This is a genomic window from Mycobacterium sp. MAA66, from assembly GCF_041261665.1.
Classification (GTDB): Bacteria; Actinomycetota; Actinomycetes; order Mycobacteriales; family Mycobacteriaceae; genus Mycobacterium.
The window spans coordinates 342,326-358,664 of the sequence record NZ_JBGCCC010000003.1; the positions used below are offsets into that span (position 1 = coordinate 342,326).

Here is a 16,339-nt window from a genome sequence, read left to right on the forward strand (position 1 = left end):
TGTACGGACCGGTCGGCGCCCGGGCACGGCTTAGGATCGTCCCGAACCTAAGGTCTCATCTGGCACACAGCTGCCGAGCGCACAATGGTCGCCGATGACCATGAACGCCAAACGCCGTCGAGCGCATGACCGCTTGGCCGCACTGCCCGGTGTGCACAAGGTGCGCCGGGCAGTGCAGTCCGACGGTGCTGACCAGTTCGACCTGTACTACGTGCGCAGCGGTGTTCCGGTCACGCCCGAAGCGCTCCGGCCTCCGCCGCTGGTGATCATCCCGGGTGGCCCGGGCGCGGCGTCGGTCGGTCAGTACCGAAATCTGCGCCGACATGCGGCGGACCATGGCCTGGACGTCATCATGGTCGAACACCGCGGGGTCGGGATGTCGCGTCACGACGACGCCGGTGCGGATCTGCCTGTGGAGGCGCTGACCGTCAATGCCGCGGTCGATGACATCGCGGCGGTCCTCGACGCGGAAAATATTGACCAGGCAGTCATTTACGGCACGTCGTATGGCACCTACCTGGCTGCCGGGGTAGGGGTGCGGCACCCGGACCGGGTGCATGCGATGGTGCTCGATTCACCGCTGCTGTGCGCCGACGACATCGATGCAGTGCGGCGAGCCACCCGTGCGGTGCTCTGGGACGGCACCGAGCCCGACACCGCGCAGCTGGCCGCCACTGTGCGCCGTCTGGTCGCCGACGACAAGCTGACGCCATGGGCCGCGCAGCTGGCCGCCGCGTTGTACGGCCTGGTCGGGCCCGACGCGCTGGCCCATCAGTTGGACCTGCTGGTGGCCGGTCGGGGGCTGTTGTGGAGCGCTATCGGGCATGGCACCCGCATGCTGTTCGAACGCAAGACGCCCTACCGGCACGAGCCCGATCTGGTCGAACACATCGGCTACCGAGAGCTGAACTATGGTGCCACCCCTGACGGTCTGCCGCTGGACCCTGCGGTCGCTTTCCGTGAATCGGCGGCGGGTGAACCAGATTTCGTGGCCGAGCCGTATGACCTGGTGGCCCAGATGCCGAAATTCGACTGGCCCGCAGTGGTGATATCCGGCGGCCGTGACCTCATCACCCCGCCCGCGGTGGCACGCCGGGTCGCCGAGTTGATCCCCCGTGCACAGTTGGTCGAACTGCCGACCGCCGGCCACAGCGTCCTCGATATGCGGGAACGCTGCGCCATCGAGATCGTCGAGGCGGTCTACGCCGGACATATCGATGAATTGCCCAGCCGATCAGGAGAATTGGACCGCAACGTCGATCTGGCTGTGCAGCTGCTGGTCCGTGGGATCGCGACGGCCACCACGGTGGAGGGCTTGTTACCTCCGATCCGGCGCAGTTTTACTGCTTGATGTAGCCGATCCCGGTGTAGTCCAGGTCGGCCAATCCTGCCGCGCCGAAATTGGCCAAAGTGCTTCGCACCGCGACGTTTCCGGGGGACTGTGCCAGCGGTAGGCTGAACGTCTGGTCCCACAGCATGCGGTCGAGTTCGTTGGCCGAGGCGCGGGCCCGCACCGGATCCAGCTCGTTGAGGGTCGCGTCGATCTGTGCGTCGATCTGGGGGGTGCCGATCTTGCCGAAGTTGCTCTCGCCATCGGCGGCGTAGATCTGGGTCAGGCTGCCCAGCGGGAAAGCGTCACCGACCCAACTGAATTCGGCGATGTCGAAATTGCCCGGAATGACGTACTGGCTGAACAGGTCCGCGCCGGATGAAGGCACCAGATCCAGCTTCACGCCGATGTCGGAGAGCGTCTTCTGCGCGATCTGGCCGATCTGCCGGGTGCCCTGCGCGTCGTAGAAGACATCGCGGATCGCCAGCTGCTTACCATCCTTCTCGCGGATCTGCCTGCCGGGCAGGAGTTTCCACCCAAGTGAATCCAGTGCCCGGGAGGCGGCGGCGGGGTCGTATGCCGAGCCGGCGCTGTTGTCCTGGTAGCCGGCCTGTCCCTGCACGTAGATGCGATTGTTCAGCGGTACCGGGTGGGCTACCAGCCCGTGCTCCATGACGTTGACGATGGTCTGTCGGTCGATGCCCTGCGCTATTGCGTGCCGCAGTGCCGGGTCGGCGAGGATCGAACCGGGCGCGCCGTTGAACGTCAAGTGCGACCAACTGACCGATGGCGCACTGCGGATCACGATGCCCTCGGTACGCCGGGCCAGTACCAATTCGTCGACCGACCCCAGACCGGTGGCGTCGATGGCGTTGTTGCGCAGCGCCGGGATTCGGGCCGAGTCGTCGAGCACCAGATAACTGATGCTGTCCAACTTGGGGCGTGCACCCCACCATCTGGGGTTGCGGGTCAAGGTGATTCGCTGCGCGCCGCGGTCGACTTTCGACATCAGGAACGGTCCTGCGGAAGGGCATGGTCCGGTCAATTGACCCTTGTTGAAAGCTTCCGGTGTCGCGGTAGCGCTGGCCGGCAACAGCATTCCGTTGCCGGCGAACATACCGCGCCAGTCAGAGTAGGGTTTGGCGAAGGTGATCACTGCCTGGCGGTCATCGGCACCCCGCGTGACACTGGCCACCCGCTCGCTGCCATTCGGGCTGGCGATGGCGAAATCTTTGTTCTGCCCACTGGTGGCTTTGATCTGAGAGGCGATGTCGACCCAGGTGATCGGGGTGCCGTCGCTCCACACGGCCTTGGGATTGATGGTGTACGTGACCACCTGCGGGCTGGTCTTGGTCAGCTCGACATCGGTGAAGTAGTCGTGGTTGACGGTGGCTGATCCGTCCGGCCCGATGATGAAAGCCCTTGGCAGGGTGGGCTTCAGGATGGCGGAGTTGTCCGCCGTGTTGCCATCGATCTGCAGCGGATTGAAATTGTCCGGGTATGCCGCCAGTGCCAACCGCAGATTGCCGCCGTCGGCGAGGGTGGCCCGGTCGTGCGAGTTGATGTCATTGCTGCTGCCCAGCGTGGCCGGCCCACTCGGGGGTGCCACGTCGGAGCTCGCACATCCGGCCAGCACCAGGACCATCACCGCGACCAGCGATCCCGGCACCGCCGACCGCGACAACGCGCGCCGAAATCTCGTCATCGGGGGCCTCCGGGGACCGCGGCCAGCAGCCGTCTGGTGTACGCATCCTGCGGGTCGGCGAATACCGTTGCGGCATCGCCCTGTTCGACGACAGCGCCCTTGTACATCACGGCCACCGTGTGCGCCAGGTGCCGCACCACGGACAGGTCATGCGACACGAACAGATACGACAACGCGAACTGCTGTTGCAGGTCGAGCAGCAGGTTGACGATGCCGGCCTGGATCGAGACGTCCAACGCCGACACGGGCTCGTCCAGCGCGAGGATCTTGGGCTGCCGGGCCAGGGCACGGGCGATGCCGATCCGCTGCTTCTGGCCGCCGGAGAATTCGGCGGGGTATCGGCCGGCATCTTCCCGGCGCAGGCCGACCACGCCCAACAGTTCGGCGACCCGGTCCTCGATGCGGGCACGCTCAAAACCGCCGGCCTGCAGCGGCTCTGCCAGCACATCGAACACCGGCAGCCGGGGATCGAGGGCGGCCACCGGATCCTGGAATACGACTTGCAGGTCGCCACGCAGCTCTCGGCGCCCGGCGCGGTCCAGGGTGGCCACGTCCTTACCCAGTACTGAGATCGAACCCGATTGCGGGGCAGTCAGATTCAGGATCTGATGCAGGGTGGTGGTCTTCCCCGAGCCGGATTCGCCGACGATACCCAGGGTGCGGCCCTGCCGCAGTTCGAAACTCACCGAGTCGACCGCACGCAGCTCACCGACCTTGCGGCGCAGTACCGTGCCTTGGGTGAGCTTGTAGGTCTTCACCAGGTCGGTGACCGATAACACCACCGTTGAGTCGTCGGCGGTCTGCGTCGGCACGGGATCTGTTGACACGCCATAGATTTCGGGTGCGCTGCGACCGGCCACCTCGGCGGTCCTGATGCAGGCTGCCGCGTGGTCGGGGCCGACTGTCGCCAACGGCGGCTCGACGGACCGGCAATCGTCGATGGCCAACGGGCAGCGCGGAGCGAACGGGCACCCCGGCGGCAACGACGACATCGACGGTGGCGCACCGGGAATCGGCACCAGCCGGGTGCCCTGAGGCGAATCGAGGCGCGGCACCGACCCGAGCAGTCCTGCGGTGTACGGCATGACGCGGTCGGTGGCCAGCCCGGCGACCGGTGCCGTCTCGACCGTGCGCCCGGCGTACATCACCAGAGCCCGATCGGCGAAATCGGCCACCACGCCAAGGTCGTGGGTGATCATCAGCACCCCGGCTCCCGTGACATCGCGCGCGGTGCGCAGCACGTCCAGGATCTGCGCCTGCACGGTGACGTCCAGAGCGGTGGTTGGTTCGTCGCAGATGATCAGATCTGGGTCGTTGGCGATGGCCATCGCGATGACGATGCGTTGGCGTTCACCGCCGGACAACTCATGGGGAAATGCCTTGGCCCGCGTGACCGGAGAGCTGATGCCGACCAGTTCCATGAGTTCGACCGCGCGGTTGCGCGCCGCCGTTCGAGTCAACCGTTGGTGCACGCGCAACGCCTCGGCGATCTGATCGCCGACGGTGTACACCGGCGTCAGTGCCGACATCGGGTCCTGGAACACCGTGCCGATGGTCCGCCCACGGATGTCGGACATGGCGTCGTCGTTCAACCCGACCAGCTCGTCGCCGTGCAACCGCACCGAACCCGTCACTGTGGCATGTGTGGGCAGCAGCCCGACGATGGCCATCGCGGTCGCGGATTTGCCCGCGCCGGATTCGCCGACCAGAGCGACCACCTCGCCGGGATCCAGGTGAAAGTTCATGCCCCGCACTGCCGCAACATCCTCGGCATCGGTCTTGAAATGAACCGTCAGATCACGTACCTGCAGCAGGCTCATCGGCGGGCCCCCGGGTCCAGCGCGTCGCGCAGGCCGTCACCGATCAGGTTGGCGCACAACACGATCAGCACCAGCACCCCCGCGGGCACCAGGAACACCCAACTGAAGGTCTGCACCGAACCGGTGCCGTCGGCGATCAGGGTGCCCAGTGACACGTCGGGTGGCTGCACGCCGAAACCCAGGAAACTGAGCCCGGTTTCGGCCAGGATCGCCAGGCCCACGTTCAAGGTGGTGTCGATGATGAGGATCGAGGCGACGTTCGGCACGATGTGGCGCACGATGATCCGGCTGTTGCTCACACCCATATACCTTGCGGCCGTGACAAATTCGCGTTCCCGTAGGCTCAGGGTCAGGCCGCGCACCATGCGGGAACTGACCATCCAGGAGAAGCCGGCCAGCAATACGATGAGCCAGATGATGGTGTCCTGATGCCGGGTGCGCGGCGTGATGATGGCGATGAGGACGAAACTCGGGATCACCAGCAGTAGGTCGACCAGCCACATCAAGGTCCGGTCCCGCCAGCCACCGAAGTACCCGGCGATCGATCCGACCGTGGCCGCGATGAAGGTGGAGATCACCGCGACACACACGCCGATCAACAGTGATTTCTGCATGCCGCGCAGCGTCTGCGCCAACAGATCCTGGCCTATTGCGTTGGTGCCCAACCAGTGTCCGGCGCTGGGTGGCTGCAACAGCGCGGTGAAATCCATGTCGGTGTAGCTGTACTTGAGCAGCGGCGGCACCGCGTAACAACCGACGAACAGCGCCAGCAACACCACCAGCGACACCACCGCCTGCCGGTTACGTAGGAACCGGCGCGCCACCAGGGTACGACGGGAGGCGAATGCGGGGGCCGTCATGCCCAAGCGGCCAGGGGCTTCGCGCTCGCTCATGACACTCGCACCCGCGGATCCAGCGCCGCATAGATCACGTCCGAGAGCAACCCGGCCAGCAGAATGGTGGCGCCGGAGAATACCGTGAACGCGGCCACGATGTTGGCGTCCTGGTTACTGATGCCCTGCACCATCCATTCGCCCATGCCATGCCAGCCGAAGATCTTCTCGACGAACACCGCACCGGTCACCAGGCCGCTGACACCGTAGGCGAACAGCGTGGCCATCGGGATCAGTGCCGTGCGCAACCCGTGTTTGAACAACGCCCGGCGGCGGGTCAGCCCTTTGGCCCGCGCGGTACGGATGAAGTCCTGGCCCAAGACGTCGAGCATCGCATTGCGCTGATAACGGCTGTAGCCTGCGATCGCCCCCAGGGCCAGGGTCAGCGTTGGCAGGATCAGATGCTGGAGGTGGTCGACGAACACCGGCCAACTGCCTTCGACATACGGTGAGGTCTCCCCGGTGTACTGGAAGAGTTGAACGCCCAGAACCGAATTGGCTCCGAGCGCGGCCAGGATCAACAAGTTGGCGATGACGAATGTCGGTGCGCTGAGCACCAATAGCGACAATCCGGTGATCACTCGATCGGACAACTGGTACTGCCGCACCGCGCCCCACGCACCGACCACCACGCCGATCAGCGCACCCAGCACCGAACCGATCCCGACCAATCGCAGGCTGGCGCCCACCCGGCGCCACAGTTCCTCGGACACCGGTTGGCCACCGACCGTCTTGCCGAAATCGCCGTGTACCGCACCGGCCACCCAGGTGGCGTAACGCTGCGGCAGTGGTTTGTCGAGTCCGAGTTCGGCGGCCTTGGCGTCGATGACCGATTGCGGCGGGCGGGGATTACGTTGCATCAGACTGTCCAGCGGCGCAAACGTCACCGACGTCAGCGCGAAGGTCAGAAATGATGCGAGGGCCAGCAGCACCAGATAGTTCAAGAACCGACGGGCCAGGAAACGTGTCATGGCCCGACCACCTGAAACCGCATGGGCCCCAGGTTAGGAGATGTCGCGGCGAGCGGCCGTGATTGGCGGCGCGTGGCGGTGGCGGAGAACGTTCAGCAGGGATCCAGTGTCCTCACAGATTGCCTGTGTTGACTTAGCTGTAACGTGCCTTGTGGCCCGTCGGAGGGAGTTTGAGATGAGTGGAATCAACGTCAAGTTGGCTGCGGTGATCATCGGTGGCAGTGCCGTGGTTGGCATTGTCGCGCTGTACGCCGGAGTGTCCTCCGGCCCGTCGCAGATCTCCACGGCGAACAGCAGCATCGTCTCGTTCACCCCGCCGCCGAGCACCCCGAGCATTTCGGTCGCGGTACCTGGGATCACCGGTCCGGCCCCGATGTGGGCCGGCGAGGCGCCGAACGCCAACCCGCAGGCCGGCGCGCCCGGCATCGGCTGACCTATCTGCTCGCGTAGCCGATATTGACGACGGTCACGGTCTGCCCGTCGCGAGTGGCGCGGACCGTGACGTACTGATCGACCGAAAACGGCAGCGTGCCCTGTGCCGCGGCAGGCGGAATCACATAAGTCTGGGTAAACCCGTCATCACTGCGTGCGGTGATCGACTGTGGTGAGACCGCGGTGATGGTTCCGGTCTGCACCAGTGTGGTGCGGTAGCCGCCGGCTGGGTCGGGGCTGACGAACTCGCCATGAAGCGAGTGATCGGGCAAGGCGTTCGGCCCCGCGTTGGTCGCCGGCTTTCCGGCCGGGCCACCGGGCGGGGGACCGGGCGGATGCCAGGGTCCGTGGCGGCCGTCCGCCGGCTGGTCGGTGGCCGCGTAGATCGCTGCTCCGCCCACACCGGCGATGGCAGCGGCCACCGCAACGACGGCCGCGGTACGGCGGAACGACGACTTCGGTCTTGCCTCCGGCGTCGTCGTGGACTCGGTTTCGGTGCTCACGGCACCACTGTGACCGGTGAGTATGTGTGTTTGCTGAGCAATGCACGATAACTGGCCATGCGACAAGCCATCGTGACCAAACCGACGCGCATTCATAGGTCTCGCATAGGTTCGCCACAGTACCGCCCCACGAGCGCCGCAGATAATGACAATGTGACAAGTCCAGGTAGTGCGGTCCCCGACAACGAAGCACCTCGCGTCGTCATGCGTCGCGCCGACGGCAAACCGATCAACGTGTTGGTGGTCGACGACGAGCCGGTACTGGCCGAGCTGGTGTCGATGGCCCTGCGTTACGAGGGCTGGGATATCTCCACCGCCGGCGACGGTGCCGCCGCGATCGCGCTGGCCAAGGACAGTCCGCCCGATGTGGTGGTGCTCGATGTCATGCTGCCCGACATGAGCGGCCTGGACGTCCTGCACAAGCTGCGTGAGCAGCAACCTGGCCTGCCGCTGCTGCTGCTGACCGCCAAGGACTCGGTGGAGGATCGGATCGCCGGCCTGACCGCCGGCGGCGACGACTACGTCACCAAGCCGTTCAGCCTCGAAGAAGTGGTGCTGCGGTTGCGTGCGCTGCTCCGGCGCACCGGTGTGGCCAACGAAACCGGCGGGGCCCAGTTGATCGTCGGCGACCTGGTGCTTGATGAGGACAGTCACGAGGTCACCCGCGGCGGTGAGCCGATCACGTTGACCGCCACCGAGTTCGAGTTGCTCCGCTTCATGATGCGCAACTCCAAGCGGGTGTTGAGCAAGGCCCAGATCCTGGACCGGGTGTGGAGCTATGACTTCGGCGGCCGGTCCAACATCGTCGAGCTCTACATCTCGTACCTGCGCAAGAAGATCGACACCGGTCGCGAGCCGATGATCCACACCCTGCGCGGTGCCGGCTATGTCCTCCGGCCCCCGCGCTGAGGCGGCCCGGACCCGCTTCTGGCAGCCGCGCACCTGGTCGCTGCGGGTCCGTCTGCTGGCCACCCAGGTCTTGCTGCTGGCGTTGGTGATCACCGGTATCGGCGTGGCGACCGAGTTTGCGCTGCAACGCTTTTTGCTGCATCAGTTGGACAATCAGGTACTGGAGGCCGGTCGGCGTTCGGCGGCCATCTTCGAACTTCCGCCACTGCCGATGTCACCGCCGTTGATGGGCGGGGTCACCAGGCCGCCGATGAACCAGCATTACCGGCAACGCTTCGACCCCGAAGCCGGTCCGGGCCCGGGCTTCCTCAACGCTCCGGGTCAGGCCGTCGGAACCGTTGGCGCCGTGGTCTATCGCGGACAGATCGATGCAGGCGTGATCACCACCGACGGCGGCCGCGCCGAGTTGACCGGTACCGCCGCCGAACAGTTGTTGAAGGTGCGCTCCGATCACACCGTCCGGACCGTCGAGCTCGATGGGCTGGGCACCTACCGGATCATCGGCCTGCATCCGCGCCACGGCGGCCCACAGACCATCGTCATCGGGCTGCCCACTGCGGTGGTCGATGACACCCTGCTGTGGGTGCTCGGCATCTTCTGTTTGGTGGCGGCGCTGGCGCTGCTCGCTGCGGCGGTGGTCGGTGTCTTGATCATCCGGCGCCAATTGGCGCCCTTGTCAAGGGTTTCCGCGGCGGCGCGGGATGTGGCCAACATGGAACTGGACAAGGGTGAGGTGCAGCTGCCACCCGAGATCGTGCACGTCGACCCGTTGGCCGCACACACCGAGGTGGGGCAGCTCGGCTCGGCGCTGAACCGGATGCTCGACCGGATAGCCGGCGCGCTCGCCGCTCGGCATGCCAGCGAGACCCGCGTCCGTCAGTTCGTCGCCGATGCCAGCCACGAGTTGCGTACCCCATTGGCGGCCATTCGCGGCTATACCGAACTGGCGCAACGCAAACACGACCAATTGCCCGGCGAGGTCGCGCACGCGATGAACCGGGTGGAATCCGAAACCGCCCGTATGACCCGACTCGTCGAGGACATGCTGCTGCTGGCGCGGCTGGACGCCGGCCGCCCGCTGGAAGCTGAGGACGTCGACCTGACCCGACTGGTGGTCGATGCGGTCAGTGACGCGCATGTCGCCGGGCCCGATCATGAATGGGAACTGGAACTGCCCGACGAACCGGTGAACGTCATCGGCGACTCGGCACGGTTGCAGCAGGTTCTGGTCAATCTGTTGGCCAACGCCAGGACCCACACCCCGCCCGGTACCTCGGTGACCACCACGCTGCTGCAGGACGCCGGCGGTGCCACCGTCATCACCGTCGCCGACAACGGCCCGGGCATCCCGAAACACCTTCAGCCAGAAGTGTTCTCGCGATTTGCGCGTGGTGATTCGTCGCGGTCCCGGCAGGCGGGCAGTACCGGTCTGGGGCTGTCGATCGTCGCAGCGGTGGTGAAAGCCCACGGTGGCACCATTGTGGTGGACAGCGAGGCGGGCTCGACCGTGTTCCGGGTCCAGCTCCCGGCCGGCGCACAGTCGAGGCACAGCAGCGCCTCGATTACTGCATAGTCACCTCTGTGAGAATTGGGCGGGTGAGCACCCGTGTACGCGGCCGGGCGGTCGGGGAGTGGCTGAGTCTGGCTGTGCTGCTTGCCCTGACCGCCGTCCTGTACCTCTGGAATCTTTCGGTCAGCGGCTGGGCCAACGGCTTCTACTCGGCGGCCGCACAGGCCGGCGGCGACAACTGGACGGCGATGCTGTTCGGTTCCAGTGACGCCGCCAATGCGATCACCGTGGACAAGACGCCCGCTGCCCTTTGGGTCACCGACATCTCCGTGCGCCTGTTCGGCCTCAACTCGTGGAGCATCCTGGTGCCGCAGGCGCTCGAGGGTGTCGCCGCGGTGGCGTTTTTGTATGCCGCGGTGCGTCGCGCTGCCGGTCCCGGTGCCGCTCTGCTCGCCGGACTGGTGTTCGCGACGACACCGGTGGCCGCACTGATGTTCCGGTTCAACAATCCTGATGCCCTGTTGGTACTGCTGTTGGTGGTCGGGGCCTACTGTGTGCAACGAGCGTGCGAAAAGGATTCCAGCCGTTGGTGGTTGGTGCTGTCGGGGGTGGCCGTAGGCTTCGGCTTCCTGGCCAAGATGCTGCAGGCTTTCCTGGTGCTGCCGGCCTTCGGCGCGGCGTATCTGGTTGCCGCGCAAGGCAGCATGGCCTCCCGGGTGCGCAGGCTGGCCGGAGCGACCGCGGCGATGGTCGTCGCCGGTGGCTGGTATCTGCTGTTGGCTGAATTGTGGCCAGCCGACTCTCGGCCCTATATCGGTGGCTCGCAGCACAATTCGGTCGTCGAACTCGCGCTGGGCTACAACGGCGTGGGCCGGCTGACCGGCGACGAACCGGGCGGCCTGGGCAATATGAACTTCGATGTCGGTTGGGGCAGGCTCCTGGGTTCGGAGATGGGCACCTACGCCGGTTGGCTGCTGCCGGCCGCGCTGATCTGCCTGGTTGCGGGATTGATCATCGTCGGGCGCGCACCCCGCACCGATCCGGTGCGGGCCGCGCTGATCCTGTGGGGCGGTTGGCTGTTGGCCACCGCGGCAGTGTTCAGCTACGCCAACGGCATCGTGCACCCGTACTACACCGTGGCGCTGGCGCCCGCGCTGGGCGCAACCATCGGAATCGGGTCGACGCTGCTGTGGCGGCGCCGGACCGAACTGATCGCCAGGGTGACGATGGCCGGCGCGGTGTTGGTGACGGTGGTGCTGGCAGCGGTACTGCTCGCGCGGGGCACCGATGGGCTGAGTTGGTTGCGGGCGGTGGTCGCAGTGTCCGGCGTCGGTGCCGCGGTTCTGCTGTTGGCGCTCGACCGGCTGCCGATGGCCCGTGCGGTTGCGGCGCTGGCGGTGCTGTCCTGTCTGGCCGCACCGACTGCATTCGCCGTGCAGACTGCGAGCGTCGGGCACACCGGCGCGATGCCGTCGGTCGGGTTGTCGCGCGGTGGTTTTCCGGGTGGCTTCGGTGGTGGGCTGCTCGATTCGCCGACACCTGGCCCAGGCCTGACCGATCTGCTGACCGCCGATGCTGACAAGTACCGGTGGACGGCGGCGGTGATCGGTTCCAACAACGCCGCCGGTTACCAGCTGGCCGCCGAGGCGCCGGTGCTGGCCGTCGGTGGGTTCAACGGCACCGACCCCGCACCCACATTGGCCCAGTTCCAGCAGTATGTGGCCGCTCATCAGATCCACTACTTCATCCGGAGCAGCCTGCTCATGGGGCATGGCTCGGACAGCGGGAGCGACGCGGCACAGCAGATTGCAGCCTGGGTGCGGTCCAATTTCTCGCCGAGCACGGTCGAGAACACCGTGGTCTACGACCTCACTGCTGCGTCGACGCCGCACTGACGGCGCAACTTTGACCTCGTGGTTGCGTGTCAACGGGGGCCGGAAAGACATAGCTTGCCCATAGCTTCGCCCCACCGGGTGCTAAAGGAACGAACCCAAGATGAGTGTCATGACGAACTTGCTTGAGCGCGACACCGATCGCCGCTTCACCACCCGCCCGAATGCTGCGGTCGCGGCTCAGGCCGCCGGCGTCCCGGTGCTCGACGTCGTGGTCCCGGTCTACAACGAGCAGGTTGCGCTGCCCGGTTCGATTCGTCGCCTGCACCGCCACCTGGAGGAGAACTTCCCCTACCCAGTGCAGATCACCATCGCCGACAACGCCAGCATCGACGACACCCCACAGGTTGCCGCCGCGCTGGCCGCCGAACTGGACAATGTCCGCGTGGTGCGTCTGGAGCTCAAGGGTCGCGGACGCGCCCTGCACCAGGTGTGGTCGACCTCCCAGTCCCCGGTGCTGGCCTACATGGACGTCGACCTGTCCACCGACCTGGCTGCCCTCGGCCCGCTGGTGGCGCCGCTGATCTCCGGCCACTCCGACCTGGCTATCGGCACCCGGTTGGCGCGTGACTCCCGCGTCGTACGCGGACCGAAGCGTGAATTCATCTCGCGCTCCTACAACCTCATCCTGCGCGGCGCGCTGTCGGCCAAGTTCTCCGACGCCCAGTGCGGCTTCAAGGCCATCCGCGCCGACGTCGCCCAGGCCCTGCTGCCGCTGGTCGAGGACACCGGCTGGTTCTTTGACACCGAGCTGCTGGTGCTGGCCGAGCGCACCGGCCTGCGTATCCACGAGGTTCCGGTCGACTGGGTCGATGACCCGGACAGCCGGGTGGACATCGTGGCCACTGCCACCGAGGACCTCAAGGGTGTCGGCCGGCTGCTGCGCGGCTTCGCCAACGGTTCCATCCCGGTGCACACCATCGCCGCCCAGCTTGGCTCGTCCACCAAGGCCGCCGCACCGAAGTCGCTGCTGCGCCAGGTGGTCCGGTTCGGCGCCATCGGCGTGGCCTCCACGCTGGCCTACCTGGTGCTGTTCTCCATGATGCAGGCCCCGTTCGGCGCCCAGGTCGCCAACTTCGTGGCCCTGCTGCTCACCGCGATCGCCAACACCGCCGCCAACCGTCGCTTCACCTTCGGGGTCAGCGGCGGCGGCGCCTCCAGCGCGGCCCGGCACCAGTTCGAAGGCCTGATCGTGTTCGGCATCGCGCTGGGGATCACCAGCGGCGCGCTGGGCGGTCTGCACGTGTTCGCCCCGCACGCGCATCACCTGCTGGAGCTTTCGGTGCTGGTTGTCGCAAATCTGGTCGCCACCGCGGTACGTTTCGTGCTGTTGCGCGGCTGGGTGTTTCACCCGCGTCGCGCCAGCTGACGAGCAACCCAAGCCGTTTCGAAGGACAGGAGACCGCAGCGTTGACCCTCACGGAGCCTTCGACCGAAAGACCGCCTCTCCCCGCGGATCTGAAGTCGAGGCTGATCCGGATGGTCACGCTGCGGTTTCTTGGTTGTGAGTCACGGTGGGAGAGCCGAGGGTTGATCGCGCTGCTCCTCGGCACCGCGATGCTCTACCTGTGGGGACTGGGCTCGTCTGGCTGGGCCAACTCCTTCTACGCCGCCGCCGCGCAGGCCGGCACCCAGAACGCGAAAGCGCTGCTGTTCGGTTCGCTCGATGCCGGCAACGCGATCACCGTGGACAAGCCGCCGGCGGCCATGTGGCTGATGGGCCTGTCCGGTCGATTGTTCGGATTCAGCCCGTTCACCATGCTGCTGCCGCAGGCGTTGATGGGGGTGGCCGCCGTCGCGGTGCTGTTCGTCACGGTGCGACGTACCAGCGGGCCGGCTGCCGGACTGCTCGCCGGTCTGGTGCTGGCGCTGACTCCCGTTGCGGCACTGATGTTCCGATTCAACAATCCCGACGCGCTGCTGGTGCTGCTACTCATCACTGCGGCGTACTGCACGGTGCGGGCACTGGAACAAGAAGTCTTTCTGCTGGCCGTGCAGTGGATGGGGCTGACGGGCGTGCTCGTCGGATTCGCCTTCCTGACCAAGATGCTGCAGGCCTTCCTGCCGGTGCCGGCACTGGCCCTGGCGTTCCTGGTGTCCGCGCCGTTCGGGATCGGCCGCCGCGTCGGTGCCCTCGTGATGGCCGGGCTGGCAGTACTGGTGTCGGCGGGCTGGTACATCGCGCTGGTCGGACTGTGGCCGGCCGACGCCCGCCCGTACATCGCCGGGTCGACTGACAACGGCCTGTTGCAATTGGCCCTGGGCTACAACGGAATCGAGCGAATCACGGGATCCGCCGGTGGACCGGGGCGGGAGAACCTGTTCTTCGGCGGCCAGGCCGGCATCACCCGGCTCTTCGGCCCGTCGATGGGCGTCGAGATTTCCTGGCTGCTGCCCGCGGCTTTGATCGGCCTGGTCGTCATGGTGTGGCTGACGCGTGGCGCACCGCGTACCGATCTTTCGCGTTCGGCGGTGTTGCTGTGGGGTGGTTGGCTTTTGGTGACCGGCGCGGTGTTCAGCTTCATGGACGGCACGGTGCACCCGTACTACAACCTCGCGTTGGCACCGGCGGTGGCCGCCTTGGTCGGCATCTCGGTGACCGAGCTGTGGCGCCGTCGGGACGCCCGCGCCGCCCGCGCCGTGCTCGCCACAATGCTTGCGGTGACCGGTGTTTGGGCGTTCGCGTTGTTGTCGAGGACGCCGGACTGGCTGCCGGCATTGCGCTGGATCGTGCTCGCGACGACGGTGCTGACCGCGGTGGTGCTGCTGATCGACGCCCAGCGTCCGGGGCGGTTGTCCGCGGTGCTGGCGGGGGTCGCGGTAGTCGCGGGGTTGGCCGGGTCGTCGTCCTTCGCGATCTACAACGTCGCGCACGGGCACGAGAGCGGGCCCGGGTCGATGTCCGGCCCGCCGCGTCCGGGCGGCATCGGTTGGCCGGGCGGTGGCCCAGGCCACGACAAGCCCAATATCGCGTTGGAGAAGTTGGTGACTACCACCGACAGCCGGTGGGCCGCTGCGGCGGTGGGCTCCTGGCAGGTCAGCGATCTGGAGTTGAGCACCGGAAAATCATTGATGGCGATCGGCGGCTTCGCCGGTGCCGATGATGCGCCGACCCTGGTGCAGTTCCAGCAGTACGTCGGCGATGGCGAGGTCCGATATTTCATCGTCAGTGATCGCAAGCGGCCGTGGGGGCACGACACCGGCAGCGCCGCGGCGATCGGGCAGTGGGTCAGCGAGAACTTCACCAAGCTCGATGTCGACGGCACGACTGTCTACGACCTGCAGGCTCCCCGGTGATTCCGCCGTGCTCAGGGCGCCGGGCGGTGCTGGACTCCCGGTCAACAGGCGGGGTATCGCAACACCGTTGACGCGGGCCGTGCGGTCCCGTAAATTCTGGCTATGGTTCTAATGTTGACCAAATCAACCAACTTTATGAGGAAACGATGACGATCGCTTCTGAAGCCGACCAGCGCGCGGCCAAATACGAGCTGACCCACCTGCGTTCGCTGGAGGCCGAGGCCATCCACATCATCCGTGAGGTCGCCGCCGAATTCGAGCGCCCGGTGCTGCTGTTCTCGGGTGGCAAGGACTCCATCGTCATGCTGTATCTGGCGATCAAGGCCTTCGCTCCGGGGCGCGTGCCGTTCCCCGTGATGCATGTCGACACCGGCCATAACTTCGAAGAGGTGATCGCCACCCGCGACGCCCTGGTGGCCGAGCACAACCTGCGTCTGGTCGTCGCCAGCGTGCAGGAGGACATCGACGCCGGACGTGTGGTCGACAACGGCCCGTCGCGCAACCCACTGCAGACGGTGTCGCTGCTGCGTGGCATCCGCGAGAACAAGTTCGACGCAGCGTTCGGTGGCGCCCGCCGCGACGAGGAGAAGGCCCGCGCCAAGGAGCGGGTGTTCAGCTTCCGCGATGAGTTCGGTCAGTGGGACCCCAAGAACCAGCGCCCCGAGCTGTGGAACCTGTACAACGGTCGGCACCGCAAGGGCGAGCACATCCGCGCCTTCCCGTTGTCCAACTGGACCGAATACGACATCTGGGCCTACATCGGGGCCGAGAAGATCCAGCTGCCGAGCATCTACTACGCGCACCAGCGCGAGGTTTTCGAGCGCGACGGCATGCTGCTCGCGGTGCACGAATACCTGCAGCCGCACGAGGACGAACCGGTGATCACCAAGACCGTGCGATTCCGCACCGTCGGCGATGTCACCTGCACCGGCTGCGTCGAGTCCGAGGCCTCGACAGTCGACGAGGTGATCGCCGAGACCGCGGTATCGCGACTGACCGAGCGCGGTGCCACCCGCGCCGACGACCGGATCTCTGAGGCAGGTATGGAAGACCGCAAGCGGGAAGGCTACTTCTGAT

At 66.4% G+C, this 16,339-nt stretch carries 13 protein-coding genes; 8 read left to right on the forward strand and 5 right to left on the reverse strand.

Translation table 11 applies throughout. From position 1 onward, the window contains the following. Positions 1-94: 94 nt before the first annotated feature. On the forward strand, positions 95-1,351 hold the full coding sequence (locus tag ABIA30_RS13920) for an alpha/beta fold hydrolase (protein ID WP_370066187.1): 1,257 nt from the start codon (positions 95-97) through the stop codon (positions 1,349-1,351). Here the strand turns inward: ABIA30_RS13920 and ABIA30_RS13925 are convergent. From ABIA30_RS13925 to ABIA30_RS13940, 4 genes are read right to left on the reverse strand one after another with little or no spacing between them, the layout of a single operon-like run. Then, the gene (locus ABIA30_RS13925; protein ID WP_370066189.1) at positions 1,341-3,035 is read right to left on the reverse strand and encodes an ABC transporter family substrate-binding protein; all 1,695 of its coding nucleotides are present in this window, start codon (positions 3,033-3,035) and stop codon (positions 1,341-1,343) included. The two genes, ABIA30_RS13920 and ABIA30_RS13925, sit on opposite strands and share 11 nt — an antisense overlap. Then, positions 3,032-4,855 carry a dipeptide ABC transporter ATP-binding protein gene (locus ABIA30_RS13930; RefSeq protein WP_370066191.1) on the reverse strand — a complete coding sequence of 608 codons (1,824 nt, stop codon included), beginning with the start codon at positions 4,853-4,855 and terminating at the stop codon, positions 3,032-3,034. The genes ABIA30_RS13925 and ABIA30_RS13930 overlap by 4 nt, the downstream gene beginning before the upstream one ends. After that, positions 4,852-5,715 carry an ABC transporter permease gene (locus ABIA30_RS13935; protein WP_370066348.1) on the reverse strand — a complete coding sequence of 288 codons (864 nt, stop codon included), beginning with the start codon at positions 5,713-5,715 and terminating at the stop codon, positions 4,852-4,854. Before ABIA30_RS13935 ends, ABIA30_RS13930 begins: the two co-directional genes overlap by 4 nt. Before the next feature lie 29 nt (positions 5,716-5,744). After that, positions 5,745-6,719, reverse strand: coding sequence for an ABC transporter permease (locus tag ABIA30_RS13940; RefSeq protein ID WP_370066193.1), 975 nt, complete (start codon positions 6,717-6,719; stop codon positions 5,745-5,747). Between the two features lie 175 nt (positions 6,720-6,894). On the opposite strand from ABIA30_RS13940, the gene ABIA30_RS13945 reads away from it, so the two are divergent. Beyond that, positions 6,895-7,152 carry a hypothetical protein gene (locus ABIA30_RS13945; RefSeq protein WP_370066195.1) on the forward strand — a complete coding sequence of 86 codons (258 nt, stop codon included), beginning with the start codon at positions 6,895-6,897 and terminating at the stop codon, positions 7,150-7,152. Between the two features lies 1 nt (position 7,153). Here ABIA30_RS13945 and ABIA30_RS13950 read toward each other — a convergent pair whose 3' ends face one another. Then, on the reverse strand, positions 7,154-7,654 hold the full coding sequence (locus ABIA30_RS13950; RefSeq protein WP_370066197.1) for a hypothetical protein: 501 nt from the start codon (positions 7,652-7,654) through the stop codon (positions 7,154-7,156). Positions 7,655-7,858: 204 nt separating this feature from the next. On the opposite strand from ABIA30_RS13950, the gene ABIA30_RS13955 reads away from it, so the two are divergent. The 6 genes from ABIA30_RS13955 to cysD all read left to right on the forward strand — a co-directional run bounded on the left by ABIA30_RS13955 (position 7,859) and on the right by cysD (position 16,338). After that, positions 7,859-8,563 (forward strand): response regulator transcription factor, encoded by a 705-nt coding sequence (locus ABIA30_RS13955; RefSeq protein ID WP_370066350.1) that lies wholly within the window; start codon positions 7,859-7,861, stop codon positions 8,561-8,563. Continuing rightward, a complete protein-coding gene (locus ABIA30_RS13960) occupies positions 8,541-10,136 on the forward strand; it encodes a sensor histidine kinase (RefSeq protein ID WP_370066199.1) in 1,596 nt (531 codons plus the stop codon). Before ABIA30_RS13955 ends, ABIA30_RS13960 begins: the two co-directional genes overlap by 23 nt. Before the next feature lie 23 nt (positions 10,137-10,159). Next, a complete protein-coding gene (locus ABIA30_RS13965; RefSeq protein ID WP_370066201.1) occupies positions 10,160-11,968 on the forward strand; it encodes an ArnT family glycosyltransferase in 1,809 nt (602 codons plus the stop codon). A 100-nt stretch (positions 11,969-12,068) separates the two neighbouring features. Beyond that, a complete protein-coding gene (locus ABIA30_RS13970) occupies positions 12,069-13,334 on the forward strand; it encodes a glycosyltransferase (protein ID WP_370066203.1) in 1,266 nt (421 codons plus the stop codon). Between the two features lie 110 nt (positions 13,335-13,444). After that, a complete protein-coding gene (locus tag ABIA30_RS13975) occupies positions 13,445-15,262 on the forward strand; it encodes an ArnT family glycosyltransferase (protein ID WP_370066205.1) in 1,818 nt (605 codons plus the stop codon). Positions 15,263-15,408: 146 nt separating this feature from the next. After that, entirely contained in the window at positions 15,409-16,338 is a 930-nt protein-coding gene (gene cysD / locus ABIA30_RS13980; protein WP_370066207.1) for a sulfate adenylyltransferase subunit CysD, read from the forward strand. The last annotated feature ends 1 nt before the right edge of the window (position 16,339 follow it).

What these genes read in the sequence shown, in the direction of transcription:
- ABIA30_RS13930 (WP_370066191.1), bottom strand. Translation starts at nt 4,855, where the DNA reads ATGAGCCTGCTGCAGGTACGTGATCTGACGGTTCATTTCAAGACCGAT.
- cysD (WP_370066207.1), top strand. Translation starts at nt 15,409, where the DNA reads ATGACGATCGCTTCTGAAGCCGACCAGCGCGCGGCCAAATACGAGCTG.
- ABIA30_RS13970 (WP_370066203.1), top strand. Translation starts at nt 12,069, where the DNA reads ATGAGTGTCATGACGAACTTGCTTGAGCGCGACACCGATCGCCGCTTC.
- ABIA30_RS13955 (WP_370066350.1), top strand. Translation starts at nt 7,859, where the DNA reads ATGCGTCGCGCCGACGGCAAACCGATCAACGTGTTGGTGGTCGACGAC.
- ABIA30_RS13925 (WP_370066189.1), bottom strand. Translation starts at nt 3,035, where the DNA reads ATGACGAGATTTCGGCGCGCGTTGTCGCGGTCGGCGGTGCCGGGATCG.
- ABIA30_RS13960 (WP_370066199.1), top strand. Translation starts at nt 8,541, where the DNA reads ATGTCCTCCGGCCCCCGCGCTGAGGCGGCCCGGACCCGCTTCTGGCAG.
- ABIA30_RS13945 (WP_370066195.1), top strand. Translation starts at nt 6,895, where the DNA reads ATGAGTGGAATCAACGTCAAGTTGGCTGCGGTGATCATCGGTGGCAGT.
- ABIA30_RS13935 (WP_370066348.1), bottom strand. Translation starts at nt 5,715, where the DNA reads ATGACGGCCCCCGCATTCGCCTCCCGTCGTACCCTGGTGGCGCGCCGG.
- ABIA30_RS13975 (WP_370066205.1), top strand. Translation starts at nt 13,445, where the DNA reads ATGGTCACGCTGCGGTTTCTTGGTTGTGAGTCACGGTGGGAGAGCCGA.
- ABIA30_RS13920 (WP_370066187.1), top strand. Translation starts at nt 95, where the DNA reads ATGACCATGAACGCCAAACGCCGTCGAGCGCATGACCGCTTGGCCGCA.
- ABIA30_RS13940 (WP_370066193.1), bottom strand. Translation starts at nt 6,719, where the DNA reads ATGACACGTTTCCTGGCCCGTCGGTTCTTGAACTATCTGGTGCTGCTG.